At 41.5% G+C, this 15991-nt stretch carries 14 protein-coding genes and 1 pseudogene; 11 read left to right on the forward strand and 4 right to left on the reverse strand.

Translation table 11 applies throughout. The annotated features are described in order from the left end of the window. The first annotated feature begins 75 nt into the window (after window positions 1-75). The 5 genes from torA (at window position 76) to SAR02S_RS02135 (ending at window position 7245) form a co-directional block, all read left to right on the forward strand. On the forward strand, window positions 76-2622 hold the full coding sequence (gene torA, locus SAR02S_RS02115; protein WP_084218430.1) for a trimethylamine-N-oxide reductase TorA: 2547 nt from the start codon (window positions 76-78) through the stop codon (window positions 2620-2622). After that, window positions 2622-3182 carry a hypothetical protein gene (locus SAR02S_RS02120; RefSeq protein WP_041956475.1) on the forward strand — a complete coding sequence of 187 codons (561 nt, stop codon included), beginning with the start codon at window positions 2622-2624 and terminating at the stop codon, window positions 3180-3182. The genes torA and SAR02S_RS02120 overlap by 1 nt, the downstream gene beginning before the upstream one ends. A gap of 130 nt (window positions 3183-3312) precedes the next feature. Next, entirely contained in the window at window positions 3313-3996 is a 684-nt protein-coding gene (locus tag SAR02S_RS02125; protein ID WP_052433503.1) for a response regulator transcription factor, read from the forward strand. Next, on the forward strand, window positions 3986-5584 hold the full coding sequence (locus SAR02S_RS02130) for an ABC transporter substrate-binding protein (protein ID WP_041956480.1): 1599 nt from the start codon (window positions 3986-3988) through the stop codon (window positions 5582-5584). Before SAR02S_RS02125 ends, SAR02S_RS02130 begins: the two co-directional genes overlap by 11 nt. Beyond that, window positions 5581-7245: a sensor histidine kinase gene (locus SAR02S_RS02135; RefSeq protein WP_041956482.1), complete on the forward strand. Its 1665-nt coding sequence runs from the start codon at window positions 5581-5583 to the stop codon at window positions 7243-7245. The genes SAR02S_RS02130 and SAR02S_RS02135 overlap by 4 nt, the downstream gene beginning before the upstream one ends. 43 nt (window positions 7246-7288) lie before the next feature. On the opposite strand, the gene SAR02S_RS13720 is transcribed toward SAR02S_RS02135, so the two are convergent. The 4 genes and pseudogenes from SAR02S_RS13720 to SAR02S_RS02150 all read right to left on the reverse strand — a co-directional run bounded on the left by SAR02S_RS13720 (window position 7289) and on the right by SAR02S_RS02150 (window position 9869). Continuing rightward, complete coding sequence (locus tag SAR02S_RS13720; protein WP_439645571.1) at window positions 7289-7630, reverse strand: CZB domain-containing protein; 342 nt, start codon at window positions 7628-7630, stop codon at window positions 7289-7291. A gap of 81 nt (window positions 7631-7711) precedes the next feature. Continuing rightward, window positions 7712-8740: pseudogene (locus tag SAR02S_RS02140) on the reverse strand (methyl-accepting chemotaxis protein); the annotation flags it as partial. Beyond that, window positions 8712-9218, reverse strand: a complete 507-nt coding sequence (locus SAR02S_RS02145) for a PAS domain-containing protein (protein ID WP_041956486.1) — start codon at window positions 9216-9218, stop codon at window positions 8712-8714. The pseudogene SAR02S_RS02140 and the gene SAR02S_RS02145, both read right to left, overlap by 29 nt. 174 nt (window positions 9219-9392) lie before the next feature. Then, entirely contained in the window at window positions 9393-9869 is a 477-nt protein-coding gene (locus SAR02S_RS02150; RefSeq protein WP_041956488.1) for a hypothetical protein, read from the reverse strand. Between the two features lie 88 nt (window positions 9870-9957). Here SAR02S_RS02150 and SAR02S_RS02155 point away from each other — a divergent pair, with 88 nt between their 5' ends. The 6 genes from SAR02S_RS02155 to nuoL are packed head-to-tail and all read left to right on the forward strand — an operon-like array spanning window position 9958 to window position 15990. Further along, window positions 9958-11523 carry an NADH-quinone oxidoreductase subunit G gene (locus SAR02S_RS02155; protein ID WP_232293971.1) on the forward strand — a complete coding sequence of 522 codons (1566 nt, stop codon included), beginning with the start codon at window positions 9958-9960 and terminating at the stop codon, window positions 11521-11523. Then, window positions 11520-12803, forward strand: coding sequence for a complex I subunit 1/NuoH family protein (locus tag SAR02S_RS02160; RefSeq protein ID WP_041956492.1), 1284 nt, complete (start codon window positions 11520-11522; stop codon window positions 12801-12803). Before SAR02S_RS02155 ends, SAR02S_RS02160 begins: the two co-directional genes overlap by 4 nt. A gap of 1 nt (window position 12804) precedes the next feature. Then, window positions 12805-13299: a NuoI/complex I 23 kDa subunit family protein gene (locus tag SAR02S_RS02165; RefSeq protein ID WP_041956494.1), complete on the forward strand. Its 495-nt coding sequence runs from the start codon at window positions 12805-12807 to the stop codon at window positions 13297-13299. Continuing rightward, a complete protein-coding gene (locus SAR02S_RS02170; protein WP_041956496.1) occupies window positions 13296-13793 on the forward strand; it encodes an NADH-quinone oxidoreductase subunit J family protein in 498 nt (165 codons plus the stop codon). Before SAR02S_RS02165 ends, SAR02S_RS02170 begins: the two co-directional genes overlap by 4 nt. Continuing rightward, window positions 13790-14110: an NADH-quinone oxidoreductase subunit NuoK gene (gene nuoK / locus SAR02S_RS02175; protein ID WP_041956498.1), complete on the forward strand. Its 321-nt coding sequence runs from the start codon at window positions 13790-13792 to the stop codon at window positions 14108-14110. Before SAR02S_RS02170 ends, nuoK begins: the two co-directional genes overlap by 4 nt. Beyond that, a complete protein-coding gene (nuoL, locus tag SAR02S_RS02180; RefSeq protein ID WP_041956499.1) occupies window positions 14107-15990 on the forward strand; it encodes an NADH-quinone oxidoreductase subunit L in 1884 nt (627 codons plus the stop codon). The genes nuoK and nuoL overlap by 4 nt, the downstream gene beginning before the upstream one ends. Window position 15991 lies beyond the last annotated feature (1 nt).

Here is a 15991-nt window from a genome sequence, read left to right on the forward strand (position 1 = left end):
CTACAGTTATAGTGTAATTTTTATTTAAGTTTTGTCGTTTGCTATGAAAAAAATGTTTAACCTAAGGAGTACATAATGACAAAGAAAATGGACAGAAGATCGTTTCTTAAAGTGGGTGGTGCCGCAGCGGGTGCCGCTGTTGCAACTATCAATGCAGAAGCTATCCCTTTAGTGGGTGAGTCTTTACTGAATGATGATGAAAAAAGCTTTAGTGCATCGCACTTTGGCGCCGTCGTAACGCATACGCGCAATTCTCGTTTTGAAAGCGTGACACCGTTTGAAGGCGATGCACATCCTGTGACACTTATCGAAGGTTTGGCCGCTCGTACCTATGCCAAAGATCGCATTATGTACCCATGTGTGCGTGAGAGTTATTTGAAAAATGGTTATAAAAGTGATAAAACAAAACGTGGAAGCGACAAATTTGTCCGTGTTACGTGGGAAACAGCTTACGACTTGATCGCCAATGAGCTTAAACGTGTGTATAAGGATTATGGCGCAGACTCTATTTTTGGAGGAAGTTACGGATGGTTTTGTGTAGGAAGTCTCAATAACCCACAAGCGTTGGTTGCTAGAATGCTTGGTGTTGCTGGAGGTTATACATCACGTACATGTACCTATTCAACGCATGCTATTCGTCAAATAACGCCATATGTTACGGGTACCGATGAATCCAGCGCGCAATCAACCGTTTACCCTGTCATTATTGAAAATTCTGAATGTATCGTCTTTTGGGGATCTGATCCTATTAACACCAACCAAATTGCATGGGGTGTGCCAGATCACCAATCGTATACCTATATGAAAGAGCTTAAAGAAACAGCTAAAAAACGCAACATCAAGTTTTACATTATTGATCCTGTGTATAACAATACCGGTGTCTATTTTGGTGCAGAGCATATCCAAATTCGTCCAACAACAGACGTTGCCTTGATGTTGGGAATGGCACATTATCTTTACAGTGAGAACCTTTACAGTAAAGAATTTGTTGATAAATACACTACAGGCTTTGAAGAGTTTCGAAAATATCTTATGGGCGAGAGCGAAGATATGATTGCTAAAACACCTGCATGGGCATCAAATATTTGTGGTGTGTCGGAACAGATCATCAAAGTGCTTGCAAAAGAGTTTGTTTCTAAGCGTACTATGCTAATGGGTGGCTGGGGAACACAGAGAGCTCACCATGGAGAACAACCAAACTGGATGATGATTACTTTAGCGAGTATGATCGGACAAGTGGGACTTCCTGGTGGAGGTTATGGTATGAATTACCATTACTCTGATGGTGGTGTTCCAATGCCAGCAGCAGCTACGGGTAATGCGCTCAGTGATAAACCTCTTAATGGTTCTGTAGGTGCTGTTGCCGATACTGAAAATGTGGCGGCATCTCCTGGCCTTTCTGGTATTAGCATCAACTCTAAAGTGGATGGCCCATGGAAACAACGAAAAATCAATGTGATTCCTGTATCGCGTATTGTTGAATGTTTAGAAAATCCGGGCAAAGAATACAATTTTGATGGTAAAGCGTATAAATACCCTGATATTAAAATGGCATACTGGGCAGGTGGCAATCCTTTCCACCATCACCAAGATCGTAACCGTATGGTCAAAGCTTGGCAAAAACTCGATACCTTTGTAGTCAATGAATGCTTCTGGACAGCAACCGCGCGTATGGCAGACATCGTTCTTCCTGCAACGACGGAGCAAGAGCGTAATGACATCACAAAATCACACTCAAACAGCTACATTTTCGCAATGAAACAAACGATCAAACCTGTGGGTGAAGCGACAGATGACTTTGATATTTTTGTGAACATCCTAAGACGTTTTGGTGCCAATGAAGTCCTTGCCTTTACAGAAGGCAAAACGAAGATGCAGTGGATTGAATCTTTTTACGAAGAATCCTACACGAAAGCAATCAAATCAGGTGTCAAAATGTTGCCTTTCAAAGAGTTTTGGGAAAAAGGATTTGTGAAATTTGAGACACCTGAAAGTGCCAAAAAATTCATTAAGCACGGTAAATTTAGACAAAATCCTGTCATCAATCGTCTTGGAACACCTTCGGGTAAAATCGAGATTTTCTCGAAAAAAATTGCAGGCTATAACTACAAAGAGTGCAAAGGTCACCCAATGTGGTTTGAACCAATGGAGTGGTTGGGCAGTAAAGTAGCCAAAGAGTTCCCATTGAACTTAGTTTCTCCACATCCAAAATACCGCCTACACTCACAGCTCAATAACACATGGCTACGTGATCTTGAAGAGGTTGAAGGAAGAGAGCCGATTTGGCTACATCCGAAAGATGCCGCCAAGCGTGGTATTCAAAATGGCGATGTTGTAAGAGTGTTTAACAAACGTGGTCAAGTTCTTGCGGGTGCCGTGGTTACTGAAGCGGTGATGCAAGGTGTTGTTAGAATGCAAGAAGGTGCGTGGTATGACCCAGCAGAACCAGGAAAAGCAGGCACACTTTGTCGTCATGGAGACGTCAACGTACTCATCCCTGATGTAGGAACATCTGAACTGGCACAAGGTAACCAAGCAACGGCTTTGGTCGAAATCGAGAAATTTAAAGGCGAAGTTCCAGAAATCGGAATCTTTAAAGCTCCAAAAATTAAAGGGTTTTAATGCGATTGTTTCATCTCTTAGCGCCACTGTGCGCCGCAACAATGATGTTTGCAGCAAGTGGTTCATTTTTGAGTAAAAATGCACCTCTGTATGCAGAGGCAAGCGAAGGATCAGCTCTTGGCGAGCTGATCATCGCATCAGAAGTGAAAGAGCTCTCACAAAAGGGTTCTTTTAGTGAGGTTGAATTTGTTGGTTTTGTTCCAGAAGGTAGCAGTGTTGTCTATGAAAAAGCAGGTATGCTCATCATTGGCTTTGAGGCAAGTAGCCCTTCTGTCCTCAAAGTATTAGGGAAAAAAACCGATGAATACGGCAGTGTATGGATCAATGTTTCCGTTAAGGGTTTTGTCAAAAGCGATGCGTTGAGCGGCGATAAAAGCAAAGTTTTAAGTACAGGCAAAGCACTCTTCCAAGCCAAATGCAGTACATGTCATGCACTTCACCCTGAAAGTGAATTTGATGCCAATGTTTGGCCAAGTATCCTAGAAGCAATGGGCCCACAAGCGGGACTTGCAAAAGCAGAAAAACAGAGTATCGAAAAGTATCTGCAAAATTATAAATAATGACCCCTTCTTTGCTAAGGAATAACCACTTAGCAAAGAAGCTTCTTGAGAGACCACTGCATTTTTTCCGTTAAAATTAAAGATAAATTAGGTTAAAATCTTTACATGTAAAGTCATTCAAAGGATGAAAATGGAACTTTGGCTGGAAAAACTCAAATCATTGCGATTGCTTTACGCCGAAGATGAAGAGGGCATTCGCAAACCCATGACCAATACGCTTTCATACTATCTCAAAGAGGTGATAGAAGCGCGGGATGGTGAAGAAGGGTTGGATCTTTACTATGAACAACGACCCGACATTATTTTAACCGATCTTAGAATGCCTCGTAAAGATGGACTTTACATGGTAAAAGAGATTCGGAAAATCGATAAAAAAACACCTATTTTGATGATAACCGCACATACCGATAAAGAGTATCTGCTCAGTGCCATTGAACTTAAAATCGAAAAATACCTGATAAAGCCTGTATCGTTGGATGAACTTTTATCTTCTTTGAAATTGTGTATTCAAGAGATTGAATCGGATCGTTCTGTCACGTTTGAATGTGCTGGCTGTACGTTTGACTTTCAAAATAAACGCATTGTGAATGAAGGAAAAGAGATTGAGATGACCCATAAAGAGTCTGATTTCTTGGAACTTTTGTTGCGAAAAAAAGGGCTAGTGGTCAGTTACGAAGAGATAGAAATGAGTGTGTGGAAAGAAGAGTATATGAGCATTGCAGCTCTTCGTACATTGGTAAAGTCTTTACGCAAAAAGCTTCCAAATCATTCGATTAAAAACCATTCACAAGCAGGGTATAGTTTTGAAAGTTAGCCTTTTTCTCTGTTTACTTTTAAGCATCTTCTATGGGGCTGAAGTAGCGGAAGAAAAAGGAGTTTACCATGAAGACACAAGTGAAAAGCGCGTTTTACACGGGCGTGATCCCAGATCGCACATCAAAGTTTTTTTGCCCTCCATGTCTTACAATTACGTTTCGAGACTGGTCAATGAAGGTCTGGTTCGATTGGCAGAAAATGAGCAAGGGTGGGAGTACTCTTTGGCAACCAAAAGTACCAAACTCTCTCCCGTGTTGTATGAGTTTGAACTCCGTCAGGGTGTGCGTTTTCAAGATGGAACGCCCTTTAATGCTGACTCGGTTATCCATAATTTTAACTATTTTTTAAAGCAACCCTTTAACTATACCAACATCCATAATTCACTCAAACGTGTTGAAAAAATCTCGGAGTATAAAATTCGTTTGCATCTCTCCCAGCCTTATGGGATGCTTTTTCGTGATTTAGCACGCATCTACTTCTACTCTGAAGCATATTTGAGTAGCTTTGGTTGGGGTGGAGCAGAAACGGGTGCAAATATCAAAGCTTCAGGACCTTATGGTTTGGGACCTTATATCTTAGTCGAGGGGATGATTACAGGGCGAGAGCAGACTCCTAAAGCGATTCTCAAAGCTAACCCTTATTACTGGGAGAGCGAGTACCCTTCGATTGAAACGATTACATTTTATACCGAGCTAGCGACACCAGAAGCACTTAATTTAGCACTTTTTGAAGACGGTGGGCTTGATTTTATGCAAATTCCTTTTAATAAAAAAATAGAGACGATGCTCTCCCCGTATGCCAAACTCGTCTCCATGCCTTCAACTCATAACTTTACGATTTATTTTAATCTTCTCAAACACTATTCTCCCATAGCGCGCAAAGAAGTACGCCAAGCACTTAATTGTGCGCTCAATCAACAAAATCTGCTTGATTTTACCTATAAAAAAGAGGGAAGACTCAACCCTGCCTCCTTCAGCGAGAAGGAATGTCCTTTAGAGGCAAGTATGGTGGAGCGTACTTTGAAAGGATTGGAACTTAATGTTGTAACCCAAGATTCGTTGCTTTTTTTATGGAAAGGGATTGAGTATCAACTCTCGATGTATGGTGTGAAGCTTCATTATACGATTACCACGAGTGAGAAAGAGGTTTATAATCTAATGCAAAAAAACCATAAAAGCATACAAGCGTGGGATATTTTAATTCAAAATACCCAAGATTGGTATGGAAGGCATCCGTGGCCTGTGTTTATTCGCTATCAAGAAAATAATCCGTGGAGTTTTGTACGCTATGACACTTTGATGGAACACTACATTCATCAATTTTTTGGACTGGATCAAGAAGATCCTCTGTTTCAAACACTGTCACATAAGATTCAAAATCGAGCGAAAGAGAGGGCATACATGCTGTTTGTTCCAATGCCCAATGCAGTTTTTGCCATGAACAAAGAGTTGGTGTTTGAGCCTCTTGGTATTGGTATGCAACCTTTTTGGAAAGCAAAAATTACTGATCAGCACTGGTCGTTGCGTGGCAATAAGCCGTATCCCACTGAACTTCAAGTACCTCTTTTACCAAAGCGCTTACCATGAAAAAAATACCGATCAAATACAAACTCTTTCTGCTTTTTAGTTTCTCTTTTGTTGGTATGCTCATTCTTGCAGAGCTCTCTTTTAAACTTTCACAAGAGAATATTAGCAATGCTACGACGATTTTTGAAAATGCACGCAGTACACAGTACTTGCAAGAGAACTACATTGAGCCGACCAATGTTTTGCGCGAGATGAGTCTCTCTTTGGTCATGTCACCCAATGAGGATTATCGTAAAACGATCGAAATTGACATCCTCAAACAACGAAAGCAGTTAGAGGAGCATTTTTTAAAACTTGATAAACAGACGTATGATTTTTGGAAAATCTATGCTACCAGTGTTGAAAAGACGTGTGCGTATCTTGCTGCACACTTTGAAGAGGGTGCATTTGTCAATGTCAATATGGCGGAGAGAGAACACTACTACGCTCTTTTAAACCGTCTTAAGTCGTTACAGCATGATGCCGTAGGTCAAGCAGAACAAAACTTCGCTGACATTCAAACAAGTGCGCGAGCGCTTAAATACGAACTCTCGATAGTAGTATTTTTACTCTCGACACTGGTTTTCTTAGCAGGGTATCTGCTTTCGAGTCATATTGTCTCATCCATCTTAAAACTGCAAGAGGGGCTTAAAGAGTTTTTTGGCTATTTGGAGACCAAAAGTACTCAACCTAAACCGATTGAGCTTACAAGTCGCGATGAGTTAGAAGATATGTCGAAGTTACTCAATCGTAGCATTGCGAAAGCTTCGGCAAACATAGAGCAAGACATCGTATTTATTGAAGATGCGATTAATGTGGTGAATGATCTTAAAATGGGAAAACTCTCCTCGCGCTTGCACTCATCCGCCCAAACGCAAGAGTTGAAATTGCTCAAAGATGTGGTCAATGCCATGATCGATAATCTAGAATCCAAAATCAATGAAGAAATTCTCAAACGCTCGGAGCAGGAAAAGCTTTTAATTCAACAAAGTAAGCTTGCAAGTATGGGTGAAATGATCGGCAATATCGCCCATCAGTGGAGACAACCTCTAGGTGAGCTTAGTGCCCTTTTGATGAACATCCAAGTTAAGCATGAGTTTAACGATTTGGATGAGGCGTATATGCTTTCAACCATTCAGCAGTGCGTTAAGATCAATGCCTATATGTCAGGAACCATTAGCGATTTTCAAAATTTCTTTAAACCTTCCAAGGAAAAAGAGGTTTTTGAGATCAGCGAAGCGTGTGAGCGTGCCATTGCAATTTTGAAAGCTTCTTTAAAATACCATGGCATAGAGTTTTCATTTGATATTAGAGAGAAAATGGAAGTCCTTGGTTATCCCAATGAGTTTGCCCAAGCGCTTCTTAACATTCTCTCTAACGCCAAAGATGTTCTTAGCGAACGAGAGATTAGCAACCCCTTTATTCGGCTTTATTTGAAAAAGGGTTACAAATACATCTTAATTGTGATTGAAGACAATGGCGGTGGCATTGCACCTGAATATATTGACCGTATCTTTGAGCCTTACTTTACGACCAAATACGCTAAACAAGGTACAGGCATTGGGCTTTATATGACAAAGATGATTATTGAAAATAATATGGGTGGCATTATTAATGTCAAAAATACCGAAACAGGGGCACTCTTTACGATTAAACTACCGAGTGTTCCTGAAGTGAGTTAGCAAGGTTTTACATGTAAGGAAAATCCTTACATGTAACGTTGATTTAGGCGTGTGCGTTCTTCTCTGCGATCATGCTATCAAGGGTTCCAAAGAGGACTTTACTCTCTTTTTCCACCTCTTTAAAGTAGTTGACAATCTGCTCTTTTTCATCCAAGAGATTGGATGAGGTAGAACGAATCAGTTTTGCCACTTCAAGAACATGTGCGTGGAAGCTTTCATGTGGTTTATAAAGCTCTTTAAAACTTTGAGTATCGCCAAAGATTTTTTGACCATCTTTTTGATACCACTCGCCAAGGCTACAGGTCTCATGATCTTGAAACGTTGTATCTTTGTCGTTGACATACACGGCACTGTAGGCATTAGATTTGAAGATAGCGTGGTTCATCTTAGCAAGCGTTATGAAGATGGTTTGCTGAATCGTATTGATATTGGTAGAAGTGGTGTTGGAGTGTGCGATAAGGCTGTTAAACGTCGTACTTAATTTATCAAGTGTTTTGGTGGAATCATCGGCGTTGCTTTTCATGGCATCGGCATTGGTCTCAAGTCCTGCGGTCTCTTGTTGGAGCATCTTAATCGAAACGGCAATCTCAGCAGTTGCTTTTTGGGTGGTTTCAGCCAGTTTTCGTACTTCATCGGCAACGACGGCAAAACCACGTCCATGTTCACCCGCACGTGCAGCTTCAATAGCAGCGTTAAGCGCCAATAAATTGGTTTTATCGGCGATGTCGTTAATCATATCAACCACGTTACTGATGTCTCGGGTTCGCTGAGCCAAGACTCCGATGCTTTGCTCATTTTGATTGACAAATTCAACCAAAGAGGTGATTTTAACAATCGTATCGCGAAGGTTTTGGTAACTGCCCTTCGTCTCTTCCGCGTACACTTCACCATCATTTGCGATCTCTTTAAGACGCTCTACAATGGTGGTCAAATTGGATTGAACGGTAGAAAAGTCATTCGAGCCACTGCTGATTTGAGCCAATTCGGCATTCAGTGTGTTACGTGCGATGAACTCATGTGTTTGCTGCATTGCGTAGACGGATTGATTGACCATATTGGTTTGCTCTTTAAATTCGCCGTGCATCCCTTTTTGGAGAATTTTGCGGCTAAAATCTTCTTGAGAAGCGGCTTGAATGGTGGATTTAATCTCTTTGGTAACAAGTTCAAAATTATCTAAAAGAGAGTTCATGTTGGAACAAAGGGTTTTAAGCTCGCCTCCATCGTTGACATTGACGATTCTTCCATGCAGTTGTCCTCTGGAACTATCGTGTACAATATCTGCAAGAGCGTGAATGGTCTTTTGAACTTTGCGAATATTCACAAACATAAACCATCCAAGTGCAAAATTGGTCAGGTTGATAATTTGAATCCAATGAAAACCGTTGAAAGAGACTTCAAGAATAAATGCGAACGTAAACGCAATCAGTGAAATGAGGTTGGCGTCTTGCACCTTAGCAAGGGATGATCTATTCATGAGAGAGAATGAAGGCGTCATAACTGACCTTTAGTTGAGATAGGGTATTTTCTAAAAGAGTCGTGGATGCTTGCACACCTCCTCTCTCTTCTGCAGCAATCATTTTTTTGTACAAAGGAGTAATGATTTCAAGCCCTTTTTCACTTGGTGAACGGCGAACAGAGTGATAGCCAATGAGCTGCTTGGTTTTTGTGTCAATAATAGGTGTTACATAGGCATGCACCCAGTAGTAATAATTATTTTTCGTACGGTTCTTAACGTATGCAAAGACTTCTTTACCTGCTTGAACGCGATCCCACAAGAGTTTGAAAATAGCTTTTGGCATGTCAGGATGGCGCAAGATATTGTGCGGATTTCCGATGAGTTCATGCTCTTTAAAACCAGATATTTCAATGAAAAGATCATTTGCGTAGGTGATTCTGCCTTTAAGGTCTGTTTTGGAGACAATAAAAAGATTTTCGTCAAAGTGAAGTTCTTCACCTTTTTGGGTAATGGACACGGTGGCTACTCCTGTTCTTTCATTAGAATAAAGAGACAAGTATAACTAAAAAAATGATAACGCATCACAGTGTGAATGGTGAATTATTATTCACTTTTCAAAAGATTACCTTTGGTAACGCAAGTAGTTTTGTAAGCTTTGTTTATTCTTTCTTTTAGAATGGATTTATCACGGTTATTTATCTGTTTTAAAAGTAAAAATTGCCCCTTGACTTTGCGTTGTTTGATTGAGAATAACATTGGCTTGCCAGATCATATTGCCCATAACGCAGGTTGGAAGCATTCCCTCACCTTCATAGACCCCTTTGGAGGTTTGTGTAAGCTTTATGGTGTGCAGTCCCATGTTCATATTGGTTGCAAAAAGCTTGATTTCAATATTTGGCAGGTCAACTGCGGAAGTGACTTTAAACAAAAGCGGTTTCATCAAAGGAATGGCTTTGGGTTCAATTTCAAAAAAGAGCTTGGAGCCATCTTTGAGCGTAGCTTCGCACGCATTTACATGTAAATCGCACTTGCTGTTTGTCTGTACAAAATGGGTGTCACCTACCCACCATCGATAGACATCATGGGAGTCAATTAAAATATAAGCACCAATCAGTAAAACTGCAACGATTTCTAACGTGAGCCATTTAAAAAAGCGAAGTGAGGGCATGAGATATCCTTGAAAAAGTTGTATGTGGAGTTTAACATCTCTTGATTGAATTTTTAGTAAACTCGACGCGACAGCTATTTTAAAGTTTATGCTCGCTAGAATTGAGACATTACGTCCAAACGAGGATAGCAATTTAATGGCGCATATTACGGTAGATGGCACGGTATTAGAGGTTAAAGAGGGTGCTTTGTTGATCGAAGAACTTCTGGCAAACAACATCAATATCCCCCACTTTTGTTATCATCCAGCTCTTGGGAAAGATGGTAATTGCCGTATGTGCATGGTGGAAATCGAGGGACAAAAACGTCCTCAAATTGCTTGTGATACGCCCATTAAAGAAGGTATGATTGTTCGAACAAAGGGTGCGAATATTGACCGCGTTAAACGCTCGATTTTAGAGCTTGAACTCATTAACCATCCTATTGATTGCCCGGTCTGCGACCAAGCTGGCGAATGTTCCTTACAAAATTACTATATGGATGTAGGTTTGTATGAGAGCCGTTTAAGCACTCCAAAAACCAGAGGGCAAAAGCATGTCGATCTTGGCGCCAATGTCGTGCTCGATCAAGAGCGCTGTGTGCTCTGTACCCGCTGTGTACGCTTTACCAAAAACATTACGAAGACCAGTGAATTAGGTGTACTTTCCCGTGCCGATCATTCGGTCATTACAACGTTTCCTGGTGCTAAACTCTCCAACCCTTATGCTATGAATGTGGTTGATCTTTGCCCTGTGGGTGCGCTCACCAGCAAAGACTTTCGCTTTCAAAAACGGGTTTGGTTTTTAAATTCTAAAGAGGCGATTTGCGATCACTGTGGCAGAGGCTGTTCTATTTTTGTCGATCATCACAAAGAAAAATACAAAGATGAGGTTATTTACCGTTACCGACCACGTCTTAATGACAAAATCAATGGTTATTTTATCTGTGATGCAGGACGGCTGAGTTACCGCAAAGAGAACGATAACCAAGAGTTTCATGCCCTAATTCGTGGCAAAATAAGCGAATACGAATACGCAGAGGGAAAACTGTTACGTCTTTTAAAACGTCACCTTGGTAAAACGGTTTTTATGATCTCTTCAAGCCTCAGTTTGGAAGAGATGGTTCGGGTACAAAAACTGGCAAAATTGTATGAAATCGCTTTAAGTGCGTATGAAACGGCACGTTTTGATGCGAGTTTTGGCGATGACTTTTTAAAATGCAATGACAGATCTGCCAATGCAAGAGCCCTTCCCCTTCTTGGCATCGATGATTCAAAAGAGGGATTAGAAGAGGCTTTAAGTAAAGCTGAACTAGTGGTTTTGTTAGGGCGAAGTGATGCCAAGCTGGTCAAAGAGATGGGTTTTAACGATAAAAATATTGCGATTTTATGTTCGACCTGTGAGATTACATGTAAAGAGGTGGAACTTGTTTTGCCTATCGCTTCGCATACCAGACGCGAAGGCAGTTTTATCAACATCGATGGTTATGTTCAACACAGCCCATGTGCTATTAAAAGTGAGCACGGACACAAAACGCTTCTGAGTATTTTAGCCCCTATTATTGGCGATGCACTCTTTACATGTAAAGAGGTTTGGGAAGCCGAACTTTTCTTTTATGAAGTGCTCAAAGAGATTACGTTTGAGTCACTTAAAACCACGCCAAAGATAGCGCTATGAGTACCATAAGCGTCTTTATCGTCATCATCAATATTATCTTAGCGCTTCTTTTTTCTTTAGGTGCGGCACCTATTTTAGTTTGGATTGAGCGTCGTGTAGCAGGTCTCATTCAAGATCGTTTAGGGCCTAATCGTTGTCATATTAACGGTATTCGTTTGGGCGGGCTCATTCAGTCATTTGCCGATATGCTCAAACTTGTCTTCAAAGAGGATTTTCAGGCCAAAGCCATCAAGGAGAGTTTTTTCTTCTCTTTAGCGCCCGTCATCGTTTTTGCCTCAGCCTTTTTAAGCTTTATGGTGATGCCTTTTGCGGATGATCTCATCATTAACGGTGAGCGTTTCATTATGCAGGGTTTACCAATGGACTTAGGCGTACTCTGGTTTTTAGCGTTTGCGGGTCTTAGTGTCTATGGCATTATGCTAGGTGGTTGGTCAAGTCGTAACAAATACTCCCTTTTGGGCGCGATGCGTGCAGGTGCTCAAGTCATCAGTTACGAAGCGGCGATGGGACTCTCCTTGGTTTCGGTGCTCATTACCTATGGCTCCATTCATTTGGGAGATATTGTCACCTATCAGGGGCAATTACTGTTTGGATTTATTCCTGCATGGGGCATTATTGTCCAACCTATTGCGACACTTATTTTTATTATCACGGCGTTTGCCGAAGCCAACAGAACACCGTTTGATTTAGCCGAAGGCGAGAGCGAGATCGTAGGTGGTTTTCATACCGAGTACAGTGCGATGCGTTTTGGACTCTTTTTTGTTGGTGAATATGTTGCCATGAGCGCATCAAGCGCACTCATCGTGACACTCTTTTTGGGCGGTTATCATCTCCCATACCTTAACACGCAAACACTTCAGACATACATGCCCTACATTTTGAGTTTTGTCATCATTGCTCTTCCACTGGCTAGTTTTTACGCGATACGTTGGATCAAAAAACACAACCGCTGGCATAAAGCGAGCGATATACGAAATCAAGAGAGTGCTTTTTTACAAAAAGGGTTGATTGGCATTAACGTGTTTATCATTATAGGGCTTGGAATCGTGCTTTTCTTAGGGCTTGGTGAGACTTCGACCAATGTTGCAACAGCCGTTATTCAGGTCACAACCTTTGCTTTGAAACTACTCTTTATGAACTTTGTATTTGTCTGGGTACGTTGGACATTGCCTCGTTTTCGTTACGATCAGTTGCAAGAGCTGGGATGGAAAGTGTTGATGCCTTTGGCGATTGCTAACATTTTCATCAGCGCTATCGTTGTCGTGGTAAGGGGACTGTAAGATGGGTATCAAAATCGTACACCGTCATGGCAATACCCTCAAAGAAAAACTTTACCTTCCTGCCATTTTTGGGGGTATGAAAACAACGCTTTCGCATCTACTAACCAATCTAAGTGATACCCCAGCGATTCAGACCATCAATTACCCAGAAGAGATGCCGCATGACATCAGTGAACGCTACAGAGGGGTTCATCGTCTTACCAAGCGTGAGGATGACAGTGTGCGTTGCGTTGCTTGTTTTATGTGCGCAACGGCGTGCCCTGCGGAGTGTATCTTTATTGAAGCGGAAGAGCGCACAGATGGGGTTGACGAAAAGATGCCTAAACGCTTTGATATTGACTTGTTAGAATGTGTTTTTTGTGGTGCGTGTGTCGAAGCGTGTCCGTGTGATGCGATTCGTATGGACAGTGGCATTTTTAGTTTTATCGGCAAAAAACGCGAAGACTTTGTTCTGACTAAAGAGCAACTTTTAGCCAATGAGGAGAAAAAAGCATGACGGATATACTCTTTTTGCTGCTCAGTTTTTTCGCTATTCTTGGCGCTGTAGGCATGGTCAGTTTTCATCAACCCGTACACAGTGCGCTGAGTCTTATCTTAACGATTATTGCGCTTTCAGGGCTGTTTGCACTCCTAAGCGCTTCTTTTTTATTTATGGTGCAGATCATCATCTATGCAGGGGCAATCCTTACACTTTTTATCTTTATCATTATGTTCCTCAATGTCAAAGAGGCTAATTTACCCAAAGAGCCCAATAAAAACATCACTCTCTTTTTAGGGGCGATTGCGCTTTTACCGTTCAATTTTTTGATTTTACGCGCGTTTTATAAAATGCCACTTTTAAGTGCCCCTCTTGAAGAGGATTTTGGCAAGATTAAACCTTTGGGAATGGAGCTTTTCACGCAGTGGTTATTGCCGTTTGAACTTATCTCCATTTTACTGCTCGTTGCCCTTATCGGTGCCGTTGTTTTGGGACGAAAGGACGAAGCATGATCGCCAACTCTCTTTTTATGTATATTGCCGTTGCGATGATACTTTTTTCCATAGGCCTTTTAGGCGTCATTAGCCGCAAAAATATTTTTGTGATTTACATGTCCATAGAGCTTATGCTCAATGCGATCAATCTGATTTTTGTAAGCCTTAGCAATTATCACCACGATATGGGTGCGCAAGTGATGGCAATGATGGTCATCGCCATTGCCGCAGCAGAAGCAGGAGTCTTTTTATCACTCATTGTGGTACTTTACAAACGCAAAAAATCACTTGATTCGGATCTCTTTAGAACCTTGTCGCAAAAGGAGGCCGTATGAGTGCTATTTTAGCGGGAATTGTTTTAGCACCATTGCTCTCTTCGGTGATCATAGGCCTTTTGTATATGCTCTCCATTACTAAAATACCTTTACATAAACGATCGTTTACCCTTCCAGCACTGCTTTCTCCTTTGATCAGTTTTATCTTAGGCTTAGGTGCTTTTCTTTATGTTGCAAAGTATGATGTAGCCCTTCATTTTCAGCCTTACTTATGGCTAGGTGTGGACGAATACAAAATCTACATGGGTTTTCTAGGCGATAAACTCTCGTTGTTTATGGTTCTTTTTATCACGTTTGTGGGCTGGCTCATTCACCTTTACGCCACAGCGTATATGAGTGACGATAAGGGTTATGGCAAGTTTTTCTTCTACTTCAATCTTTTCCTAAGCTCGATGCTTTTATTAGTTCTTGCCGATGGACCACTTATTATGTTTATTGGATGGGAAGGCGTAGGGCTTTGCTCGTACTTACTCATTAGTTTTTATTTCCAAGATAACTCCAATGTCGTTGCGGGAAATAAAGCCTTCATAGTCAACCGTGTGGGAGATCTAGGCTTTTTAATCGGTCTTGCGATTCTCTTTTTTTACTGCGCAGACGCAGGCTTTAGCTATGAAAATATTGCACTCAAAATCGCTTCTATGCCTCTGTGGCTTTTAGAGATTGTGGGCATTACGCTCTTCATCGGTGCGATGGGCAAGTCCGCGCAAATTCCACTGTATGTTTGGTTACCCGACGCCATGGCAGGTCCGACACCTGTTTCGGCACTGATTCACGCCGCAACCATGGTTACAGCGGGTGTCTATATGGTCGCACGCTTCTCTTTCTTGTATGAGCTTATCCCAAACATCGGTCTTTTCATTGCCTATATTGGAGCGTTTAGTGCGCTTTTTGCCGCAGTGATCGCCACCAAACAGAGTGATATTAAAAAGATTTTAGCGTATTCGACGATGTCACAACTGGGCTATATGTTTATCGCCGTTGGACTTGGAGCCTACAGTAGTGCTCTCTTTCATGTCTTTACCCATGCCTTTTTTAAAGCGCTTCTTTTCATGGGTGCGGGTGCGGTGATCATCGCGTTGCATCATGAGCAAAATATCTTTAAGATGGGCAAAATGCGCCATGTTACGCCAGTTGTATATGTCACGATGTTGATGGCTACTTTGGCAATTAGCGGTATTCCCCCGTTTGCAGGTTTTTTTAGTAAAGATGAGATTTTATTTGTAGCTTTTAGCAGTGGTGAGTATCTTATTTGGGGTATTGCACTGTGTAGTGCTGTGTTGACAGCTTACTATATGTTCCGACTCTTTTTTGTCGTTTTTGAGGGTAAAAATGCTTTACATGTAAACCATCCGCACGATGTCTCATGGGTGATGAAAGCACCTTTAGTAGTACTCGCCGTTGGCTCACTCTTCGCAGGTTTTGTGGGCTTACCTTCGCTTTTGGGCGGAAGTCATCTCATTGGAGCTTGGCTAGGAGAGTGGGGCATGAGAGCGTTACATGTAAGCCATGAAACTGAGTTGCAGCTCTTAGCGCTTAATGTGGCGGTTTCACTTTTAGGTATGGGCATTGCCTATAAAAAATTCTATGCGTATGATCTTTCAAAACATCAAGAGGTAAAAGGCATCGTTTATCATAAATTTTACGTGGATGAAGTATATGACTTCTTATTTGTTCGCTCTATTCGAAAGCTAAGCGAGTTTATTGCTGTGGGGTTAGATGTCAATTTTGTCGATCGCTTCATTATGGGACTCAGTCACGGATTTATAAAACTGGGGCATGTGGTAGCGCTTGTGCAAAACGCGCATGTACGTTTTTATGCACTGATTATGATGCTAGGTATTAGTGCGGCATCATGCTATTTGATCTTGGTAATAGGGTAAA

It is taken from the genome of Sulfurospirillum arsenophilum NBRC 109478, from assembly GCF_000813345.1.
GTDB classification, from domain to species: domain Bacteria; phylum Campylobacterota; class Campylobacteria; order Campylobacterales; family Sulfurospirillaceae; genus Sulfurospirillum; species Sulfurospirillum arsenophilum.